The sequence below is a fragment of the Pelagicoccus sp. SDUM812005 genome (assembly GCF_031127875.1).
In the GTDB taxonomy this organism is placed as follows: Bacteria; Verrucomicrobiota; Verrucomicrobiia; order Opitutales; family Opitutaceae; genus Pelagicoccus.
Genome location: NZ_JARXIA010000003.1, coordinates 227491 through 244171, shown reverse-complemented (window position 1 = coordinate 244171; position 16681 = coordinate 227491). Strand labels below are relative to the sequence as shown.

At 58.8% G+C, this 16681-nt stretch carries 12 protein-coding genes; 6 read left to right on the top strand and 6 right to left on the bottom strand.

The features are described 5' to 3' along the window. Positions 1-416: 416 nt before the first annotated feature. Complete coding sequence (gene xylA / locus QEH57_RS06220; protein ID WP_309005827.1) at positions 417-1748, bottom strand: xylose isomerase; 1332 nt, start codon at positions 1746-1748, stop codon at positions 417-419. Positions 1749-1794: 46 nt separating this feature from the next. After that, entirely contained in the window at positions 1795-3273 is a 1479-nt protein-coding gene (locus QEH57_RS06215; protein ID WP_309005826.1) for an FGGY family carbohydrate kinase, read from the bottom strand. 214 nt (positions 3274-3487) lie between these two features. Here QEH57_RS06215 and QEH57_RS06210 point away from each other — a divergent pair, with 214 nt between their 5' ends. Then, positions 3488-4423: an AraC family transcriptional regulator gene (locus QEH57_RS06210; RefSeq protein WP_309005825.1), complete on the top strand. Its 936-nt coding sequence runs from the start codon at positions 3488-3490 to the stop codon at positions 4421-4423. Here the strand turns inward: QEH57_RS06210 and QEH57_RS06205 are convergent. Next, the gene (locus QEH57_RS06205; RefSeq protein WP_309005824.1) at positions 4420-5472 is read right to left on the bottom strand and encodes a DUF1080 domain-containing protein; all 1053 of its coding nucleotides are present in this window, start codon (positions 5470-5472) and stop codon (positions 4420-4422) included. The genes QEH57_RS06210 and QEH57_RS06205 overlap by 4 nt on opposite strands. Before the next feature lie 99 nt (positions 5473-5571). Then, on the bottom strand, positions 5572-6348 hold the full coding sequence (locus tag QEH57_RS06200; protein WP_309005823.1) for an NIPSNAP family protein: 777 nt from the start codon (positions 6346-6348) through the stop codon (positions 5572-5574). A 123-nt stretch (positions 6349-6471) separates the two neighbouring features. Between QEH57_RS06200 and QEH57_RS06195 the strand changes: the two genes are divergently transcribed. Next, entirely contained in the window at positions 6472-6903 is a 432-nt protein-coding gene (locus QEH57_RS06195; protein WP_309005822.1) for an acyl-CoA thioesterase, read from the top strand. Between the two features lie 10 nt (positions 6904-6913). Here QEH57_RS06195 and QEH57_RS06190 read toward each other — a convergent pair whose 3' ends face one another. Further along, positions 6914-7438, bottom strand: coding sequence for a pyridoxamine 5'-phosphate oxidase family protein (locus QEH57_RS06190; protein ID WP_309005821.1), 525 nt, complete (start codon positions 7436-7438; stop codon positions 6914-6916). A 20-nt stretch (positions 7439-7458) separates the two neighbouring features. Further along, positions 7459-8646: a hypothetical protein gene (locus QEH57_RS06185; RefSeq protein ID WP_309005820.1), complete on the bottom strand. Its 1188-nt coding sequence runs from the start codon at positions 8644-8646 to the stop codon at positions 7459-7461. A gap of 421 nt (positions 8647-9067) precedes the next feature. On the opposite strand from QEH57_RS06185, the gene QEH57_RS06180 reads away from it, so the two are divergent. The 4 genes from QEH57_RS06180 (at position 9068) to QEH57_RS06165 (ending at position 16659) form a co-directional block, all read left to right on the top strand. Beyond that, the gene (locus tag QEH57_RS06180) at positions 9068-10135 is read left to right on the top strand and encodes a hypothetical protein (RefSeq protein ID WP_309005819.1); all 1068 of its coding nucleotides are present in this window, start codon (positions 9068-9070) and stop codon (positions 10133-10135) included. A 31-nt stretch (positions 10136-10166) separates the two neighbouring features. Beyond that, a complete protein-coding gene (locus QEH57_RS06175) occupies positions 10167-12527 on the top strand; it encodes a dockerin type I repeat-containing protein (protein ID WP_309005818.1) in 2361 nt (786 codons plus the stop codon). A 119-nt stretch (positions 12528-12646) separates the two neighbouring features. Further along, a complete protein-coding gene (locus QEH57_RS06170; RefSeq protein WP_309005817.1) occupies positions 12647-13870 on the top strand; it encodes a hypothetical protein in 1224 nt (407 codons plus the stop codon). Further along, on the top strand, positions 13867-16659 hold the full coding sequence (locus QEH57_RS06165) for an Ig-like domain-containing protein (RefSeq protein ID WP_309005816.1): 2793 nt from the start codon (positions 13867-13869) through the stop codon (positions 16657-16659). Before QEH57_RS06170 ends, QEH57_RS06165 begins: the two co-directional genes overlap by 4 nt. Positions 16660-16681 lie beyond the last annotated feature (22 nt).

Below are 16681 nucleotides of genomic sequence, written 5' to 3'. Positions count from 1 at the left end.
GCCCCCAAGAACCCAGCGGTAGGCACGCAAGCGGCGCTGCCGGGAGTACGAAAGGGGATTTCGGAAAACGATCGGCACCGACTTGAGGTCGAATCGGTACGCACGCATTCTAAAGTAAATCGCAGCAGCCTCATACCGCCATTTTCAACGGTAGACGCGGAGCCCCTCAGAACGCGCCCTTGAACCGTAGGGCTGCCGCTCGCGGCACGCCGCGGAGCCCCTCAGAACGCGCCCTTGAACCGTAGGGCTGCCGCTCGCGGCACGCCGCGGAGCCCCTCATCGCACGCCCACCTGCATTGCGGCATGCCTGCGAGTGTCAGCCCTACGAGATTAGCGCCTCCCCACTCCGTAGCGAGGGACGCAAAAAAGGCGCGGCCGAAGCCGCGCCTGCAAACCTACAATTCGTATCGAGCTTCCTAGTACAGAAAGTCGTTGATGATCTGCTCGTAGCGCTCTTGCTTGCCGCTGATCTGAGCAGGCTCGCCGCCTTGGGATCCGATGGCGTAGACGTCCTCGAGCGTGAGCTCGCCCTTTTCGAAGGCTGCGCCCTTGCCGGAGTCGAAGCTGCTGTAGCGGTCCTTGAGCAGGCCTGGCAGCTTGGATTCCTTGAGGATCTTGTCCGCGATCAGAGCGGAGCGGGCAAAGGCGTCCATACCGGCGATATGGGCGATGAAGATGTCTTCCAGGTCGGTGCTGTTGCGACGGGTCTTGGCGTCGAAGTTTACGCCGCCTCCCTGCAGGCCGCCGGCCTTGAGGAATACGAGCATGGCTTCCACCATCTCGTTGATGTTCATCGGGAACTGGTCCGTATCCCAACCGTTTTGGTAGTCGCCACGGTTCGCGTCGATGCTGCCGAGCATTCCAGCGTCAGCCGCAACCTGCAGCTCGTGCTGGAAGGTGTGGCCAGCCAGAGTGGCGTGGTTCACTTCGATGTTGATCTTGAAGTCGTCGAGCAAGTCGTGCTCACGCAGGAAGCCGATCACCGTCTCGGAGTCGAAGTCGTACTGGTGCTTGGAGGGCTCCGCTGGCTTCGGCTCGATGAAGAACTGTCCCTTGAAGCCGTTCTTGCGAGCGTAGTCGCGAGCCAGCTTCAGCATCTGGGCGAAGTGCTCCTTCTCGCGCTTCATGTCCGTGTTGAGCAGGGTCATGTAACCTTCGCGGCCGCCCCAGAAAACGTAGTTCTCGCCGCCAAGCGCGATGGTCGCGTCGATCGCGTTCTTGAGCTGGGCGCCTGCGTAGGCGACCGTGTTGAAGTCGGGATTGGTGGAGGCGCCGTTCATGTAGCGCGGGTTGCTGAAGAGGTTGGCCGTGCCCCAGAGAAGCTTCACGCCGGAATCGGCCTGCTTGCCCTTGAGGTACTCGACGATCGCCGCGAGGTTGGCCTCGGACTCCTTGAAGCTTGCCCCTTCCTCGACCAGGTCGAAATCGTGGAAGCAGTAGTAGGGAGCGCCGATCTTGGTGATGAACTCGAAGGCGGCGTCGGCCTTGCCCTTGGCGCGGCTCACCGCGTCCGAACCGTCAGCCCACGGGAAAACCTTGGTGCCGGGACCGAAGGGGTCCGCGCCGGTGCCGCAAAAGGTATGCCAGTAGGCGATGGCGAAACGGAAAAGCTCCTTCATGGACTTGCCGCCGATCTGCTGGTCCGGGTTGTACCACTTGAACGCGAGCGGGTTGTCGCTGTCGCGACCTTCGAACTTAATCTCCCCAATGCCGGGGAAGTATTCCTTGTCTCCTGTGATGATACTCATGATTCGTATTTTTCCTGTTAAAGGGTTTTGGGTTGATCGTTTCGACTTATGAGAGTTTCTGCTCGAGCGCCTGCTTCCAAGCTGCGTAGGCGGACTGGTAGGCGTCGCCAGCGGCGGGAGCGACTTCCCCGACCTGGCGCAGCGACGCGAAGGCCTCCGGCAAGCTCGCGTACACGCCCGCACCGAAGCCCGCTCCGCGAGCGGCGCCGAGCGATCCATCCGTCTCGTAAAGATCGATGCCTGCACCGCTCACGCCGGACAGCGTTTGGCAGAACAGGTCGCTCAGGAACATGTTCGCCTTCCCGGCCCGGATCTTGGAGATCTCGAGGCCGAGCGGCTTCATCAGCTCGATGCCGTATTGGAAAGAGAATACGATCCCTTCCTGCAAAGCCCGACAGAGGTGAGCCTTCGAATGGCGGTTGAAATCGAGACCGGAGAAGGATGCGCCCAGATTTTGGTTACACAATACGCGCTCCGCTCCATTGCCGAACGGAAGGGCCACCAAACCTTCCGCACCGATGGGGGCGGATTCCGCCAAGGCGTTCATTTCCTCGTAGCTGCTGACGCCAATGGTGCGGCGCATCCAGGAATTGAAGATACCCGTTCCGTTGATGCAAAGCAGGATGCCGAGGCGAGGCGCCTCCGCGGCATGGTTGACGTGGGCAAAGGTGTTTACCCGCGACTGCGGATCGTACTTCACTTGATCCGTCACCCCGTACACAACGCCGGAAGTGCCGGCGGTCGCGGCGATCTCACCGGGGTTGAGCACGTTGAGGGAAAGAGCGTTGTTAGGCTGGTCGCCAGCGCGGTAGGAAACGGGGGTGCCGGCCGCTAGGCCGAAGTCGTCCGCCGCTTTCTTGGTCAAGCTGGCTTGTACCGAAAAAGTGGGCACAATTTCTGGAATCAGGTCCGGCGAGAAACCGGCGTGCTCGAGCAAAAAGTCGCAGACCTGCTCGTTCTTGAAATCCCAGAACATCCCTTCCGACAAGCCCGAAGCCGTGGTTTGGGCTTCGCCGGTCAGCTTCATGGCAAGCCAGTCGCCGGGCAGCATGACCTTGTCGATCTTCTCGTAGAGCTCCGGCTGGTTCTCCTTCACCCAAGCTAGCTTCATAGCGGTGAAGTTGCCCGGAGAGTTCAGAAGGTGGCTCAGGCACTTTTCGGACCCGATCGCCTCGAAGGCTGCCTGTCCGTAGGGAACCGCCCGGCTGTCGCACCAGATGATGGCAGGGCGCAGCGCCTCGCGGTTCTTGTCCACGCAGACTAGACCGTGCATCTGGTAGGAAATCCCCACCGCCTTGATCGCGTCCCCCGTGATGCGGGCCGCCGTCATGGCCTCGCGCACCGCGATCCGGGCATTGTCGTACCACATCTGCGGATCCTGCTCCGCGAAGCCCGCCTGGGGCGAGCTGATGCCCTGCTCTTCCTTGGGAGCGAAGGCCGTGCCTACGCATTTGCCCGTTTCCGCATCCAATACCGATGCTTTTACGGAGGAGCTTCCGACGTCGATTCCAATTAAGTATGCCATGTGCTGAGAGGGTTTTCGGGTAAAGGACGACCATTATGGCAGGAAAAGCAAAATTCCGCCTTTAACATTTGCTCAATTATTAGCATTATCGTCTCAAGCTCGAACCCGAGCGAGAATCGAACGTGTTTTCCATTGTGGATAAACAACTTACACATCTACAACCAGCAACACACCCTTTAAAATCCCCGCAGCCACAGACCCTTTTACCGAAACTATGAGCACGAAGGAGCAAAACAAAGTTCTCCCCGCCGAGGTCGTGGCCGAAGGGGCCAACTATTTCGACAACCCCCAGCACCCCCTCACCGTGCGACGCATCAAGGCCGGGGCCGACAGCGAAATCACGCACGAGCACGATTTGACCGAGGTTCGCCACACTCACGACTTCTGCGAACTCGCCCTCATCACCAACGGCAGCGCCATGCACTGGCTGGAAGGGTCGGAGTTTCCAGTGACCACCGGCGACGTATTCGTCCTGCAAGGACACCAAAGCCACTACTACTACGACCTGCAAAACCTGGAGATGACGAACATCATGTTCGACCCGGAGCTCCTCAACCTTCCGGAAGCTCGGCTGCGCAAGATTCCCGGCTACCGCGCCCTCTTCCTGCTGGAACCCCTCTTCAGAAAGCAGCACCGCTTCACCAGCCACCTCCATCTCAACCGGAAAGCCCTCGCCCACTCGGAACGCATCGCCCTCGAACTCGACCAGGAAGTGAAGCGCAAACTCGAAGGCTACGAGGCCGCCATGTTCGCCAAGTTCGTGGAGCTGGTCGTCTACCTGTCGCGTCTCTACCAGGACAGCGACTCTACCAACGCGGAAGCGCTCCTGCGCGTCGCCAAGGTCATCGGCTGCATCGAGGACGACTTCTCCAAGCAATGGAAAGTAGAGGACTTCGCCGCAATGGCTCACATGTCGCGGGCCAACTTCATGCGGGTCTTTCGCACCGCGACCGGTGAAACGCCGATCAACTATCTCCTGCAGCTTCGTATCCAGAAGGCCATGACACTGCTCATGAGCACCAAGCTATCCGTATCGGAAATCGCCTTCGAAGTCGGCTTCAACGACAGCAACTACTTCACGCGGCAGTTCAAGGCCTCGCAAAACATGAGCCCGGTCGCCTACCGGCGCGCCCACTCGAACGTCGCCTAGAGCTCCTTACCGGGGACCCACAGGTCATCCCAGGAAAGCTCCGCCGCCTCCATCGCCAGCAAGCGAGCCTTGATCCGGGAGCGGTCCAGCTTGGTAGCGCCGCCGGAGGAAAAGACGATCTTGCAGCCTCGGGCCTTGGCGGCCTTCAAGGCCTCGACGTCAGGAGCGCTCTCCCGGTCGTTCACAACCAGCAAGCTGGCCGGCCCTCTAGACAGGTCCGCATCGATGACGCTTACGCCCAGCATGCGGCTTTCACTGGCCTGCTCCGCCGCATAGTCGAGCGAAGGCGTGGATATCCCAATATCGATCAAGGGGTGGTTGCTGTTGGCGAATTGGGTTAGAAGGCGATCGAACTCCCGATCCTTCTCCGCCATGCCGGAGCTCTTCGCATCGTCTGGCAAGAGCTTCACTCGGATATTGCGGAAGCGCACGACGCTTCCCGGATCGTGGGCCTGCAAGGCGAAGGTTCCTGAGCTCAGCAAGCGCTGCTTCTTGTCGTCGGGACGCCAGGCATTCTCCGGCTCCGTATACTCGCAAATCAATCGTCCATCGATATAGGTTCGTATCGTCTTTCCCGATACGTGGATCCGATACTTGAACCAAACGTTGTCGCTCGCCGGCGCTTTCCAGACATTGCGCACCGCATAGATGCTGCCCGTCATCTTGCGCTCAACGTACTTGGCTGGACCAGCAGGATTCGAATTGATCACTTGGCATTCGTAACCAGCCGCTGGCCAGCCTTCGTCCTGAAAGCGAGTGTGGACATAAATCCCCGAATTCGATCCGGGCGAGGTCATCACCTCCGCCTCGAAAACGAAATTCCGGAAGTCGTGATTGGCCACCTCTCCGTCGTAGAAGATATGGGAACGCTCCCCGCGCGTCACCAAGGCCCCGTCCTCGATCGCCCAGGACTCGGGTCGCTCATTGATACGCCACCCCTCGAAACTCTTTCCGTCGAATAGCGAGACCCAATTCTGGGCGGATAAAGACGACTGTAAGGAAAGTGCGGATACGACTCCAACTAAACAAAACTTCAACAGATACTTCATAGGGTCAATAGGTCGTGGCTTGATAAAACGGTGGAACGATAAACAGAAACGCCGCAGCAGGCCTGCCTTCTCTTAAAGCAATCCATCACCGTACTGCGATCATCGGATTTTCGAGTAGTCGACAGGACGCAAGATCTGGCTCGTTACGCCGCCCTTCGCCGTCAGCGGTCCGCCCGCCTTCGCTTCGGACGCCGTTTTCGCCTGTATCCATTCGGGGTCCTTGCGAAACGCCTCCCACATCCGCTCTCGAGCCGCTTCCGACTCGTAAGCAAGCAAGTAGATCAAGGTATCCTCCGCCCCAGGCTCCCCGTCCGCCGGATGGAAGTAGACGAGATTGCTCGCTCCATGCTTGGCGAACAGATCCATGGTAGCGCTACGGAAACGCTCGTCCAAGGAGGCGAGATTCCCTTCGCTCGCTTGATAGCGACGCAATTCGAACACGCGGGCCGGCTCAACCGACTCCTGAACGATCGCCGGACTGAAGTCCGTGGTCCGCAGCAAGGAACTATCGACCCTCTCCACTAGCCGCCCCGCCTTGATCGACTCCGCATAGGCAGCCTTCCAGTCAGGGTCGGCGAGGAAGCCCTTCCACGCTTGCTCCTTCTCCGCCTGGTCCGCGAAGGCTACGAGGTACACCAGTTTCGGATCCGCACCGTCAGTGACCCAATACCCGACGTGCTGCATTCCATGCTTTTCGAAGAGGGCCAAGGTATGGTTTCGAAAGCGATCGTGCAAGGCCTCCAGCTTGCCGGGAAAAGGATGGTAGACGCGGAGCTCGAAAAGGCGCTCGTCCTGTTGAGGAGCCGTTTCCTTTGCGCAGGAAGCGAGGAAACTAGCGAGCAATAGAGCGAATACAGGGAAAAGTAAGCGGGGCATGCTCAAGAGGTATTAGCGAGGCGCTGCGAGATTGGAAGCAAATGCGATTATGCGTGGCTCTCCCAAATGAGAATTGTACCAGTCAAGGCCATCTCCTAAGCTGGGCTGCCAACTCCCAACAGCATGATCGAACAAGGAATCTTCAAGCACCGGATCAAGGTCTCCTCCTCCCACATCGACGCCAACAGGCACGTGAACAACGTCGTCTACGTGCAATGGATGCAGGACATCGCCTACGCCCATTCCAAAGCGGTCGGCTACGACGCAAAACGTCTCGACGAGCTGGGCGCCACTTGGGTCATCCGCAGCCACTTCATCAAGTACCACCGCCCTGCCCTCGAAGGCCAACAGCTCATCGTCTACACCTGGCCCCACGAGATGCGCAAAGCGAGCGCCCTGCGACGCTACAAGTTCGTGCGGGCCGACGACCAGATGGTCGTCGCCAGCGGCGAATCCGATTGGGTCTACATCGACCGCAGCAACGGCCACCCGATGCCGATCGACGACGAACTACGGGCTGCCTTTCCCGAAGTCGCAGAGGAAGACGAACCCTAAGCTTCGCCCTTTACTTAGCGCTGCGATGGCCGCCGGCGCCCAGAAAGGCCACCTCCGCGAGACCCGGCCCAGACACGCGGTAGGCCTTGCCGAATCCTAGGACCAGCCTGCCTTCCGACGGCCGCAGGCGAAACAAGTCGAAGTCGAGTAAGCCCTTCAGGTATCCCACCGTGGCGCCGTGACGTGCCTCCAGTCCCGCCATCGCCGCTATCCAGGGAGCCGAGTCGCGCTTCATCAGTTCCGCCTCGCAGTCGACCGTCACGCGCTTCCGAGCGAACAACTCCAGCGCAACCGATTCGTCCTCGATAAGGCTCAAGCTCGCCTTCCCCGTTTTCTTCAAGTGGGCGTAGTGTTTCGCCATGGCGCTCACGTAGACGAAAAAGTCACCTGCCTCGTCGATAAACACCGGAGCGTAGCTGGAAAGAGGCTGCCCGCTCGATGATGCTGTCGCCAAGACGCAACTACGCACCGACTCCCGCAAGGCCGCCAGTTCCCGTTTCGCCCATTCCAACTCATCCCGATTTTCAGTATCCATACCCTAACTACCTATTCGTTCTAATTTCGAACCAGCTTGCAGGCGTACAGGCGACGTCCCACGCCCGTCACGGCCGCTCCGATGGCAAACAGCTCTCCACCTTCCTTCAAGCCCAACTTCTTGCGCAACTCTTCCGCAGTCATCCCACTGTTTCGCGAAATCACGTTCGCCTTCTTCTTGGGAAAGAGCTTCTTCGTCTCCTTGCCGCCGATCGGCACATCGTCCAGGATCTCGAAGACTCGACCCTGAAAATCCTCTGGCGGCTCATCGCAGCCGTAGAGTCGCGTTCGCGGATTCAAGGCTTTCAAGTTCCATTTTTTGGATACGGCCTTAAAGCCGCCCGCCTTCATGATAGACGCATTCGGCTCCAGCAAGAACCGGCCCGGAGCGGCAAACTCCCCGTCAGCCTCCTTTTCTTCGGACAAGAAGAAGGAAAGTTCATCCACCGATCCGTCCTTCCGGATATTCACGCAATGGATACGCGCCTCGCCCGCGAAGTCCTTGCGAGCGACGGCGAAGAGCTCCTTGCAGTCGTTTTCGACCGAGATCACGTACACCGCCTCCACTCCGGCCAAGTCAGACAGCAAACTCGACACGTCCAAGCCCGGAGAGGTCTTCACCGCCACTCGGCGAGCCCTCCCCAGCAAAAAGTCCCATTCCTGCAAGATATTCGGCTCGCAACCTTCCAAGGCGGAGATCCGATAGCTCCGGCTGTCGCGGCGGGCCGGATCTACGAAAATAAGGTCCAAATCCCCTTCATGAGCCCTCAATTTCTCGACGCCGTCGGCATGCGCCACAGCCACCCTATCCGCCAAGCCAAAGACCCTAAAATTCGCGGCCGCGATCGCTGCCAATTCCTCATCGCGCTCGTGGTAGAGGTAGCGAGCGAAGCGTTCCGCCAAAAAGCGGGCGTCCACCCCGTAGCCCCCCGTCAAATCGAAGGCGGTCCCGCCCGCGTCCAACAGACCCGCCCGAAAGCGCGCTACCGCTTCCGAGGTGCATTGCTCCAAGGCCAGAGACTTCGGAAAAACCACGTCCTCGTTCGCATGCCAACTGGGCAGTTTCGAACGCGTGCGACTGCGCCCCTTCACCTGCTGGGCAATAAACGGCATCGGCAGATCCGGATAACGCCCCGCCATCAAGGCCAGCTCCTCAGGGCTTTTCTTCGCGTGCTTGGCTATGAATTTCTTTATCTCAGGATTTAACATTTGGAAGCAGCTAAGGCCCTAGCGAGCCGACGCCCCAGCGCAACGCCATTTCTTCCAAGCTTTTTCCCAGGATTTCAGCGCCCGACCATCCAACTCCAAGACTCGCTAGCATAAAGAGAAGGTCATACCTCGCAAAGCTGGCTCCCAAACGGAGGAAAGCGGACCGCAGCGAAGTTTATATAAGGCCCGAAACAAAGGGTAATCACTCAATACGATCGTAGATCATACCAAGCTGTCACCAAGATTATACTAAAGGCGCTAACCCCATGTTACAAACGCTACTAGTTTACATCTTTTTAGCAGTATAAGGTTGAGTTTTGGGGCCCTAAAGCGCATTTTATAGACAGTCCTTCCTACTTCTTTGGCCTCCCCCAATTACTGCTAATCGGATCTGAGGTCTTGTTCACCAGCGCCTCTCCCGATGAAATATTGCAACAGGGTTCTTTCCTCCGCGTTGGCTGCGATCGCCTTCGCAGGCGTCGCCCAAGCCAACCTTCCTGTATCCTTCAATCTCGCCGTCGATCCCACTGGCGTCGCCCTGCAATTCGACGTCACCTCCGACAGCCCGCTCGACGCCATCGGCTTCCCGCTCTTCAACGGCTCTTCCGACCACGACGTGCAATCGGCCGTCATCGAGTCCGGAGCCCACCGCTTCGTGGTATACTCTAAAACGGGCGCTCCCATCGCCTCCAGCGGCACGGTCAGCATCACTTTCTCCGACGGACTGGAAGCGGCAGACGGGGCCATCAGCCTAGAAAACGTCACCGCCAGCGACGCCTCGGGCCAAGTGGTCACGGCTTCGCCCAACGCCTTTCCCGTCCTCGCCCAGGACTTCCTTCCCCACCAGTCGCTGGAGCTTGGCGACACACTCAGCCTCGAGTCCATCGCCTTCGACTTGGACGGATCCCTGAAGTCCCTGCAGCTCCTCACCGGCAGCACCGAATTGGACGCCGCAGCGGCGAGCCCCTTCCCCCTGGATTGGACCCCCGCTACCTCCGGGATTTTTCCCCTCACTCTCGTGGCGGTGGACAATGCGGACCTGGAAAAGACCTTCGATATCGGAGCCTTCCAAGCCTATAACGAGTCCGAGATTACCGATTACGACAGCTTCGGCTCCATCCACTTCGGCGACACCAGCAACGCCGCCTTCGACTCCGATCCGCTCGACTCCGGCATCGCCAACGGGCTCGCCTACCTGCTTGGACTCAATCCCCACAAACCCGAGGTGCTCCGCTTACCTAGGGTAAAGGTCGAACGGGATGAAAGCAGCGCCGCGCTCGTCGTTTCGTTCATACGCGATTCAAGCGCCACAGGCGTGGACTGGAGCCTGCGCTCCTCCTCAGACCTCCAGAGCTTCGAAGCCGCCGTTCCCAGCGACGTTTCCGATACGGACAACCAAGACGGATCCCATTCCGTGGAACTCCGCCTCCCGCTCGACGCGGAGTCCCCCGCCACCTTCGTAGACCTAGAGGTCAAACAATCGTCCTAACCCATGGGCTAATCTTCCCTTCCAAATCGCCATGCCCTTCTCTTCCGTTCTTCGAAACCTCCACAAGGCGAGGCTCCTAGTAGCCTTCTTCGCCCCCCTGCTACTCGCCTCCGCGACGAAAGCTGAAGATCCGATTCTCGGCGACCTGAATACGGATGGTGTCGCGAACGTTCAGGACGTCGCCCTCATGGTCAGCCACCTCCAGGGCATCGCGTTTCTGCCTGCCGAAGTCACTTCCCTCGCGGACGTTAATAAAGACGGCTTGCTGACCTCCACAGATGTCGAAGATCTCGTTCGACTCATTCTCGAGAGGGAGCCCACCGGCGCCCTCGCTCTCGCGCAGATCATCCAGTTTTCGCCAGCGAACGGGGAATTCAAAGTCTCGCCGACCCGCGAGACGATCGTGCGCTTCTCCATGCCGTTGAAGGAGGATACGGTTCTCACCAACGACCACTTCTACGCAACCTTCGCCGGCAAGCGACTCCTTACGCGCGTCGAGCTTTCCAGCGATCGGCTCAAGGCCACCCTCTTTTACCTCGACTACCTCCCTAGCGGAGCGAGGATCCGCGTCACCTTCAACGGAGTCGGCTTGCAAGATTTCCTGGGGCGCCCCATCGCTCCCAACGGCAACGGCTCCACGACCGCTCTGGCCAGAGCCGACTTCGAAACGCTCAGCTACACGCCGGTGGTCAATACCGGAGTGGTGGGCACCGTCTATGCGTCCAAGAAAAACGAGCAGGGCCAGAACGTGCCACTGCAAGGAGTCGTTATCGAGGTGGTAGGCGACGAAGAAAACACCCGCACCACCACGGACGCCTCAGGCAAGTTCGAGCTCAGCCCTGTTCCGGCGGGCAGGTTCTTCGTGAACATCGATGGTCGCCCCGTCACGGGAGGATTTCCGAACAGCGGCTACTATCCCTTTATCGGCAAAGCTTGGTCCGCGGTGGCCGGCAAGACCGACAACCCCGCCGGTGGCGGCAGCGGAATCATCTACCTACCGTACATCCAACCCGAAGCCCTCGTAACCGTCAGTACGACCGAGGAGACGAAAATCGAACCTTCAGCAAGCTTGCTCCAAGAGAGTCCGGAACTCGCAGGAACGGAGCTCAGGGTGCCAGCCAACTCCCTCTTCGCAAACGACGGCACCAGAGGCGGACGCGTGGGCATCGCCCCGGTCGCCCCGGATCGCCTGCCGGAAGCGCTGCCCCCCGGGCTTAACTTGCCGCTCGTGATCACGATCCAAACCGACGGCGCCACCAACTTCGACGTTCCTGTCCCCATCCGGCTGCCAAACACGCCCGATCCCGAAACCGGCGAAAAGCTAGCCCCGGGCGAACGCAGCGCCCTTTGGAGCTTCGACCACGATGTGGGCGAATGGGAGATCGCAGGCCCCATGCAGGTCACCAGCGACGGAATGTTCCTGGAGACGATTCCCGGAGTCGGCGTGCGACAACCCGGTTGGCATGGCCAGGATCCCGGCAGCTCCGGCGGCGGCGGTGGCGGAGACGGTGACGGCGACGATGACGCCGACGACTTCACCGATCTTCCTGGGGGCGACGACGACGATGGCGACGATAACTCTGACTTGCCCGATAGCGACGGTGACTCCGATTCGGACTCTGATACAGACTCAGATTCGGACACGGACGAGGATTCAGATACGGACGAGGACGCAGACGAGGACGAGGACTGCGCCGAAGACGAAGAATGCGAAGATTGCGAAGAGGGCGCCGTCGTCTCGCTGTCTGGCCCTGAAGTCGGAAAAGTCCCCTCAGGCGCGATAAAGAAATTCGAAAATCTATTGAACCGAATCCCTCGCGTGAGGGCCGAAGTGGCTGTGGCCGTCGGAGCCTCTGGCGGGGAAATGCAAGACTGCTGCCCCGATAAGGATTCGGAACCGATCACCAACGGTCGCAAAAAGGCGGAAACCAAGGCCGAGCTGTCAGCGGTTATTCGCGTGAAGATCTGGGGTCCTCCGCTCATCCACTTCCAAGCGGACTTCAAGGTCCTCATCGCCGAAATCGTCATCGACGCTGGCGTGAACCTCAACGTCAACCCGAGCGTCGGAGTTTCGGTCGGGTTCGAACTGAACGATTGTACGGGAAAAAATTGCGGCTTCTACGAGTTCGCCATGAACCTGAACTTGAAACCAGAGGTCCTCGTCGAGGCGCTCGCGGAGGCCTGTATCGGTTACGGGCGCTGGGCAGCTTGCGGCGACTTCGAGTTCTCCTTCAGCGTCTCCGGTCCTCTTTTCATCGCCTTCAAAGGCTTCACCAACGTGGACTCCTGCAAAGGAGTCACGGGTAACATTGGCTTGGATAAAATCCAATTCGGCATCGAGTTCAGCGCCCTTGGTGTCGGCGTAGCCTACAAATATCAGATCTATCCGTGATGCTCAGGCTCGCAACATCGCCAGTAATCCGCCCCCTGCTAGCTGCGGGGTGCCTATTCGCTTTCCTCCCGTTTCTCGCTGCTCAAGAGAATCTGGAAACGGAACGGTGGCGCACACCCATGCGCGTCGATCGCACGGACTCGCTTACCGACCTCATCGTCGAGTTCAGCTTCGAACCGGTAAACGCCCCCATGGTCGAATTCGAGCCGGGAACGGACGAAGACAAGCTGGCCATGAATCGATTCGCTCTCTCCCTGCTTTCGGGCGATGTCGACCAGGCGCTCGACCTTTCTGTCGTTCCTCAGGGCAGGAGCCGGGAAGACGGTAGGCAGTTGCTCGACGCATTCAGCGGAATGCTGAGCGAATATCCAGATCTCATGCAGCTCGATCGAGTCGTGCACATGGGGGACAGCCGACTAATGGTGTGGTGGCTGCCCGTGGATACCGGAGAACGCTACTACCGATCGTTCCGCTTCATTCGCGATCCGAGCGATGGAGAATTGCGTTACGAAGGCGTCGCCCCAACCGACCCCGTTGCCTCCCTCCTCACCTACACGTTTCAAACCGGATACGAAGAAGGTCCCGACCAACGCGGCCCAGAGGAGTTCGACTACGACTACGATATTCCCGGCACCGAGGGACAGCCCGTTCGCTATCGCTTCGATGGCGTGGAAATCGATGTCGACGCCTTCAATCCGCTCGGAGAAACCGGCAACGCGGCGGTGGATTATTATATAGAGGCGATGTCGGCATTGGCCAACGGGAATCCAGACGACGTTGCAGCCTTTTATACGGATTTCAGCCAAGGCCGCTATTCCAACTGGGCCGTAGACCAAGGCGCACAAGCCTACGAGGCCTTCCGCCAGGAAAGACTGGATCTGGGATCGCGCATCGTCTTCGTCATGGAGGCCGCCCCCCTCTACCTCATCTTTTACACGCCCACGGATCCAACGGTAACGGGAGCCCCGCTAAACTACTCCGCCATCTACGAGCATCCCGAGAAAGGCTTCCAGCTTACGAATTTCTACGTTCATGGACTCGCCGACACGGTTCTTAAACGCCGAGAATATTTCGAAGAGCCTTTCCTCCGGCCGCTGCTTGCCAACGCCGGCATTCTCGCTCGTACCCAAGAGCCAGTCGGCGTCGTTTCCACAAGCAGCGACAATGACATCCCCGACCCCATGGCAATGCAAGCCGGCTGGGACTTCGAACCGAAGGGAAAAACATCCATTCCGACGGGAGTAGAAGACCTCGCTGCCCAACAGTCCCTATGGCCGTGGCTCGCTGGAGCTGCCGTGCTAATAGTCGCCACCGCCCTTCTCCTTTTAGCCAGACGCAAATGAGAACTTTCCCAAAGCACTCGAGCCGCCAAACGGCGGTGCCTCGCCACCCGCTCTATTCGATGGGCTGGGTTGCCTCGATTCTCCTCGCCGCATTGTCGCTGGCTAGCCCGCTTCCTCTTCAAGCTCAAGTGGACCCGCTGGAAGAACGCCGCGAACGCGTCCAACTCGTCATTGCCCGAGAAGATGTTTCCGGCGGCGGCACCTTCCACTACGTTATTTTCCGTCAACCAACGCAAGACGAAGCAAGCAGCGAGGGCTGGATCCTCGAACGCAACGTCATCGCCCGCGGGCAAATGGGCTACGAAGGAATTTCTCGCGTCATCCTGGCTCCACAAACCGAGTATTTCATGTACGCGCTCTATGCCGACTCGCTCATGTTCGGAAGCACCACTTTCACCACGCCTCGAGCCGGCGAAACCTTCGAAATTCCCAAAATGGGATTTTTCGACCTGCAAGATCCCGATGGCGACAACGACGGCCTCAGTGACATCCGAGAATTTATCGTTGGCACCTTCGATGACGATCCGGACAGCGACGACGACCAAATCAACGACGCCGCAGAAATCCAGCAAGGTACCGACCCGCTCAACGGGGCCCTCGTGCAGACAGGAGTGATAGCAAGCGCTCCAGTGCCCGGAACTGCATTCGATATCATCGCGACCAATAATATCGCCGTCGTAGCGGCGCGGGAGTCCGGCGTATCCATCTTCAATATCGAAGCCAGCCGCAGTCCAACTCGTATTGGGCAGATCGATACACCCGGTAACGCATATCAAGTTTCGAGTTTCGGCACATACGTCGCTGTCGCAGACAGCTCTTCCGGACTCACCATTATCGACATCTCCGATCCCCCCGAATCCTTCATCTCTCACACTGTTAACTTAAACCAAGCCATCTATGCGGTCACCACCTACGGTACCATCGCTTTCGCGGGTGGAGCTAACGGATTGATCGCGGCAGTAGACCTCGTATCCGGCGTCGAAATTTCGAGGTACCAAGGCTTAAGCGGCCGGATCTGGAGCTTAGCGGTCAAGGGCGACTACCTCTATGCCTTGCGAACGGGCACCCTCTCTGTATTCAAAATCGAAGACGGAGGCCTCGAGTTCATCAGAAACGTAACATCGTCAGGCAGCGTCGGAGCTGGCCAGCGTCCCTTGCGGATCGCAGTGGGAGACAAACTCCTCTACACCACCTTCACGAGCGGCCTTAACGTTTTCAGTATATCGGACCCCAGCAATCCCACCTTGGCTATTCGGCACGCGACGGCTCAGCAAGGATGGAAGCAGATTGCGTTGAACGGCAACGGACAAGGACTCGCCGCCGTCTCCCAAAACAGTACGAACGACGGGGCTCACCACGTTTCCCTCTACCAACTAGGCGCCAACGGGCAGGAACTGAAGTTCGATACCACCTACGAGACCCTCGGTCTCGCCTCGAGCGTCACCATATACAACGGTCGCGGATACGTGGCAGATAGCGAACGTGGCCTACAGGTGGTCAACTACCTCGCCTTCGACCGCTTCGGCAACGCTCCAGAAATCGATATAGAAACGAACGCCGTTCCCAACCCAGAAGAAGGCAACAGGCTAGAGTTCGAGGAAGGCAAGCTGATCGACATCCACGCGGACGTCACCGACGACGTGCAGGTCCGCAACGTGCAATTCTACATCAACAATGAGATTTCAGGGACCGACGGAAACTTCCCCTTCAACTTCAGACTTCAAGCCCCCCTCTTGGGCGAAAGTCAAAACACCTTCACCATTTACGCGGTCGCGACCGACACGGGAGGAAACATGACCACCTCCGACACCTCCACGATCACCTTAGTGCCAGACCGCACTCCTCCACGGATTAAGGCCATCATCCCCAAGAACGCAGCGTACGTCGGCAAGATTTCGGCGATCACTGCCGTGAGTAGCGAAAACTTGAATACATCCACCATCAATTCAAATACCTTCAAGGTAAAGCGAGCTTCCACCGACGGCTTGCTCGGAACTGCGGATGACGTCGTTCTCTCAGGCCAGCTCAGCTTCGACGAGACAACCAATCGCATCCACTGGAAATACTTGGCTGAACTGCCGAACGATATCTACCAGGTCGAAATATCGCCCCCCTTGTCGGACGTGGCAGGAAACGAACTGGAGGAAACGTTCCTCAGCGTATTCCAGGTTTTGGGATTCGTGGACAGCGACGGAGACGGGCTTCCCGACTTCTGGGAACTCGAGCACGGAACAGATCCTTTCAACCCCGACTCCGACAACAACGGTATCCCAGACGGCGAGGAGGACAAGGATCGCGACAACCTCAGCGCCATCGGCGAATTCCTCTTGGATCGCGATCCCAACGACCGCGACACCAACGATGACGGGACCTGGGACGGCAACTACGATGAAGACGGCGATGGCCTCACCGATGGCGAAGAGCTCGCTGGAGGTTCCGACGTATTCAAAATCGATACCGATGGCGACGGCATAACCGACTTCGACGAAATCAACGAAGGCACCAATCCGCTCTCCCCCAACTCCCTGCCACCCTCCCTCATCTCCAGCGGACCTGTATCGTTCCTGAACGCGCTGCCTGCCCAAGTGAACCCGTTCGAGGAACTCTATACAGTGGCTTCGAGCCCCGTTAGCTACCTGAACGCGCTGCCAGTGCCGGCCGGAGACGAGGTCCTCTTCTCCATTACCTCCAGCCTCACCAGCTACTTAAACGCAATTCCGCTGCCCGCCGACTCTGAAACCCGCATAGCGATCTCGCAGGAGGTTTCCTACGAAGCAACCCCCGAGTAAGCAAAAATCAACGACATCCTTT